Source organism: Pseudoalteromonas sp. TAB23 (assembly GCF_000498075.1).
In the GTDB taxonomy this organism is placed as follows: domain Bacteria; phylum Pseudomonadota; class Gammaproteobacteria; order Enterobacterales; family Alteromonadaceae; genus Pseudoalteromonas; species Pseudoalteromonas arctica.
The window spans coordinates 34,495-38,723 of sequence record NZ_AUTP01000191.1 but is presented as its reverse complement, the minus strand read 5'-3'; the positions used below and the strand labels follow the sequence as shown (position 1 = coordinate 38,723).

Sequence of the window (4,229 nt, the reverse complement as noted above, 5' to 3'; positions counted from 1 at the left end):
CTTTCTATATGGGCTCGCTTACTTTTCATAAATTCAATCGACTCAGGAACCGAATTCCAATAGCCACTAAAGTGACCTTGGCGTTTAAAGTCGAGTAATATACTAAACAATCTATCAAGTTCTGAACGAGTCATCGCACCTATATTGTTAAATTTTATAAGCCCTTTACTTTGTGCTGCTAGGGCTAGGTCAAAGAGTCCAATGGTAGGCGCATTTACGATAGCTACTTTACCTCTGTTCTCGTCATCAAGCAGCCAACTCCAGCTTTCGGTTTCGTATGCTATACCGGGCTTAATAAAATCGGTGTTGTAACCAAAAGAGTCAACATTATGCACATAAGGTAAAAAGCTAATATGATCGCTTTCTTGTGAGCTTAATGTGCCATCGGGTTGAACATTTAATAATTTATAGGGAGCATCACCTGCACCAATACTTGCAGTTTCGGTTAGTTTTCCCGTTTTAGTAAGTGGATTTATCTCGTTAAAGTAGGTGAGTCGTTTTTTTTCTATTGGCTGAATGGAACCTGCATCCCAAAGCACATTAATGCTGTTTGACCATTGTTCGTATAAATCAAAGGAGCCAGGGTCCATTGATGCCTTTTGCAAAACGGCAGCGCTGCCTGCGGGAGTAAATTCTATATTAATACCCAAGTCACTCATCGCTTGCTTGCGAATAGCCTCTTGGAGTGTTACATGCGTACCAAGTACTCTTAATGTGACTTTTTTTCGGGCAAAAACATAAGGCGCATGTGTTATTGCACCAGCTGTTAAACCTATTGCAGCTAGCTTTTTTAGCGTTGAACGCTTGGGTATGTCCATGTTAAGCCTAAAGTATTAATGTGTGACATTATATATAGCTAAGAACTTGTAAAGACACAAGTTGAATGGATAAATTTAAAATTATATAGAATGAAAAATTAGAATAGTAGGGTGTCAAAAAACAATAAAAACAATGGAAAAATAGAAGAGTAGAGCGAATTTGAAAAGGAGTAGGAAAGTGGTGGAGCTAAGCAGGATCGAACTGCTGACCTCCTGCGTGCAAGGCAGGCGCTCTCCCAGCTGAGCTATAGCCCCACATTCCTAAGTTACATATAATGTAACTGCTTGACTGCTGAGTTCCAAGCGGGACGAACTTTAAGTTTTTTTATAAAATTGGTCAAGTATTTTTTCGTAAATTTTCACTGTTTACGTCAATTTTTGTTAGACTCGGCTTAATTCAAAACTAAAACGATAAAAAACAATGAAAAAATGTGTTCTAGCGCTTATGGTTTTACTCGCTGGCTGTGCCTCAAATGATGAGCCGCCTTTTGAAATAAATAATAAACAGTTTCACGAAAAGCAAGATGAGCAAGGTAATAAACTTTTTGCTTATGTTGTTTCGGTAAAAGCTAAGCATCGTGAAAACTTTAACCTTGACCGTGGTCCTAACAAGAGACCAAGCCGTGGTGAGGTTAAGCAGTATATTGAACAAGAGCATTTTGAAGAATCGAGCATTCTAAAGTTACAGCTAGAAGATCAAGCAGTTGAATTATTAAATCAAGAGCTAAAAGAGCGTGAGTATTGCGATAACAAACATGAAGTTAATGATGTTTTATGGCGAGATTTGAGCGTACAGCTAAGAGGACGTTGCTTGTAATATGTTGGCTGATAAAACTAAGTTAGCAGAGCTTTTAGTGCGCCTCGATATTACTTACGATGCAATAGAACATCCGCCGCTACATACTAGCTTAGCGGCTGATGAGTTTATGATTGAGCGCCCAGGTACTCGTCTTAAAAACCTGTTTTTACGCGATAACGAAGGCAAGCGACACTTTTTAGTTATTACAGCGCACAATAAGCAACTCGATTTAAAGGCACTATCAAAGCAACAAGGGCTTTCGCGTTTAGGGTTTGCATCAAGTGAGCGGCTAGCTAAATATTTAAAAGTGGCTCCTGGGTGTGTATCTATGTTGGCTCTTTTAAATGACAAGCAAAACGAAGTGAGCTTATGGGTCGATCAAGATATTTGGGGTGGTGATTTGTTTCATTGTCATCCGTTTGAAAACACCCAAACATGGTTGCTTAGTAAATCTGATTTAGAAGCATTTTTTAATCACACAAAGCATCAACCGCGCGTTGTATTTTTACCCTCAAAATAAGCCCACATAATTAACGATAAACCGCATAAGCAAACCGCAAGTAGTGTAAACATAAACGCTGTTTGCCCATGATGTTGGTATACCACACCGGGTAATAACGACCCCAATGCACCGCCACNCCGCCATTGGTTACACTTGGCGGGGCTTTACTTATTTTATTAACGAGTGGCGCTGCGGTTGAGTGAATCACAAACATAGCACCACAAAACAAAGTAAATGCGATTAAAAATAAGCTAAGCTGGTGGCTCATTAATAAAATAATACTCACACTATAAAAACTAAATACCGCAGTTAATAAATGCCAAGGCGAAGGGACTTTTTTAAGTAACCAAGGTGCAGCAATAGAGGCGAGGGCACCAATTAAATAACCACTGTAAACTAAACCTATGTCACGAGTATTGGTAATTGAAAACGTGTTTTGTAATATAAACGGTAAGTAATTAAGTAGTGCAGCAAAGCAAAAAAACATACAAAAAACGGCACCGTACACTTTAAGGATAGCCCCTTCTTTAAGCTGTTTAATGTAGTCCAGTGGTGAAAGCTGAGACTTTGTTGCTGGGTTCGAAAATTGAGAATGTTTGATTGTTAAAGCTAAAAAAATAAGCATAAAAGCAATTACGTAATAAAAGCTCTGCCAATTCCATAAGTCGCTAAACAAAGCTGCAAGCACACGACCAAAGTAACCACCAACTATACTGCTACCAATATAAAGGGTCATATTTTTTTGAAGTGTATCAGCGCTATAACTCATGCCTATATAACTAGTCATTGCTGTTAAAGCTGCGGGGAGCGTCAAACCCTGTAAAAATCTGACTAATAATAAAAGCTCAAAGTTAGGTACATAAATAAAAAGTAAGCAACTAAAGCCTAAAAGCACCATTGCAATACGTAGAATTAGTAGTGGATTTATTTTTGCTAAAAATAAACCATAAACGAGTGGGGCAATGGCTAAGGGCAACATAGTTGCAGTCATTAAGCTGCCAGCTACCGCAGGTGCTACATTAAATTCGCTCGCAAAAAGGCTAAGTAGGGGTTGCGGTGCATAAAGCACAAAAAATATAAATACCGAGCAAACGAGTAAATGAGGTAAACGCATTCTATGGCTTGTGCATTTGCTGATTGGTTGCGTGGTATTGTATTAAAAATTGCTTTTAATTCATAATTAAAATCATAGTCACTGCGCTATATCGTGGTTTGTTTTAATTAGTTTGTTAGATTAATGTCGATAGCGCTGTTATTTGAACTCGTTGGTGATTAAAATAGTGATAATATTAGTTTTTAGTGGAACAAAGTCATGGGTTCATTACAAGACCAATTGCTTCAAGCAGGATTAACAACATCGCATAATGCTAAAGTTGCTAAATCAGAAAAGCGTAAGCAACAAAAAAAGCAAAAGAAAGGGGCTACTAGCAACCCAAGTGATCTGCAAAAGCATATTCAACAAACCAAGCTAGAGCAGCAAAAAAAAGCTGAAGAGCTTAACCAAACACGCCAAGTGAGCTTAAAGCAACGCGAACAAGAAGCGCGTGTTAAACAAATTTTAGAGCACCACAACCAAGACGCTATTCGTGGTGAGCGCACATTTAATTTTACTTATCAAAACAAAGTAAAAAATATCGACGTGAACGAGAAAACGCAAAAAGCGTTATCGGGCGGTCGTTTAGCTATTTGTGTACTAGAAGGGCAATTTTACGTATTAGACGACGAACCAGCACGCAAAGTGGCTGAAGTTGACGAAAAGTATATTGTTTTTCATGTAGAGCCAGAAAACAAACCAAAAGATGAAGATGACCCGTACGCAGACTTTGAAGTACCAGATGATATAGTGTGGTAATAGTCCATTAAGGGTAAGCTCATTTTTATTTGATAAAGTATATAAAAGTGAGACAGAAACGAGTTAGCGGTTTTTGGTTAAGTTGATCGTCTAGCGTCGTTTCGTACGTATGCTTTTTATTTGATTGTTTACTACAATCAATAGAACAGTTTTTCTAACCGTCAAAAAAGAAGAGTAAATACAATGAGCAAGATGAAAACACTACTATTAGGCGCGGGTATTACTTTAGCCGCAAGCTTCTCGTTTAATGCAGCAGCT

3 protein-coding genes, 1 tRNA gene and 3 pseudogenes (1 of these 7 running past the window's edge) are annotated in these 4,229 nt (G+C 38.2%); 4 read left to right on the top strand and 3 right to left on the bottom strand.

Annotated features, from left to right (window positions below; all coding sequences use genetic code 11):
* Both L654_RS0109550 and L654_RS0109545 read right to left on the bottom strand, forming a co-directional pair.
* Positions 1-818 (bottom strand): annotated as a pseudogene (locus L654_RS0109550) (signal peptide prediction); the annotation flags it as partial.
* Between the two features lie 179 nt (positions 819-997).
* Positions 998-1,073: transfer RNA gene (locus L654_RS0109545), tRNA-Ala, on the bottom strand.
* Between the two features lie 166 nt (positions 1,074-1,239).
* Between L654_RS0109545 and L654_RS0109540 the strand changes: the two genes are divergently transcribed.
* Together L654_RS0109540 and L654_RS0109535 are read left to right on the top strand one after the other, a co-directional pair.
* Positions 1,240-1,635, top strand: a complete 396-nt coding sequence (locus L654_RS0109540; protein WP_024607891.1) for a hypothetical protein — start codon at positions 1,240-1,242, stop codon at positions 1,633-1,635.
* A 1-nt stretch (position 1,636) separates the two neighbouring features.
* On the top strand, positions 1,637-2,137 hold the full coding sequence (locus L654_RS0109535; protein WP_024607890.1) for a prolyl-tRNA synthetase associated domain-containing protein: 501 nt from the start codon (positions 1,637-1,639) through the stop codon (positions 2,135-2,137).
* On the opposite strand, the pseudogene L654_RS01000000125860 reads toward L654_RS0109535, so the two are convergent.
* Positions 2,104-3,233, bottom strand: a pseudogene (locus L654_RS01000000125860) (MFS transporter). The gene L654_RS0109535 and the pseudogene L654_RS01000000125860 sit on opposite strands and share 34 nt — an antisense overlap.
* Before the next feature lie 198 nt (positions 3,234-3,431).
* On the opposite strand from L654_RS01000000125860, the gene L654_RS0109525 reads away from it, so the two are divergent.
* Together L654_RS0109525 and L654_RS0109520 are read left to right on the top strand one after the other, a co-directional pair.
* Entirely contained in the window at positions 3,432-3,971 is a 540-nt protein-coding gene (locus tag L654_RS0109525; protein WP_002957867.1) for a DUF2058 domain-containing protein, read from the top strand.
* 183 nt (positions 3,972-4,154) lie between these two features.
* Positions 4,155-4,229, top strand: a pseudogene (locus L654_RS0109520) (c-type cytochrome) (it continues 261 nt past the right edge of the window).

What these genes read in the sequence shown, in the direction of transcription:
- L654_RS0109525 (WP_002957867.1), top strand. Translation starts at nt 3,432, where the DNA reads ATGGGTTCATTACAAGACCAATTGCTTCAAGCAGGATTAACAACATCG.
- L654_RS0109540 (WP_024607891.1), top strand. Translation starts at nt 1,240, where the DNA reads ATGAAAAAATGTGTTCTAGCGCTTATGGTTTTACTCGCTGGCTGTGCC.
- L654_RS0109535 (WP_024607890.1), top strand. Translation starts at nt 1,637, where the DNA reads ATGTTGGCTGATAAAACTAAGTTAGCAGAGCTTTTAGTGCGCCTCGAT.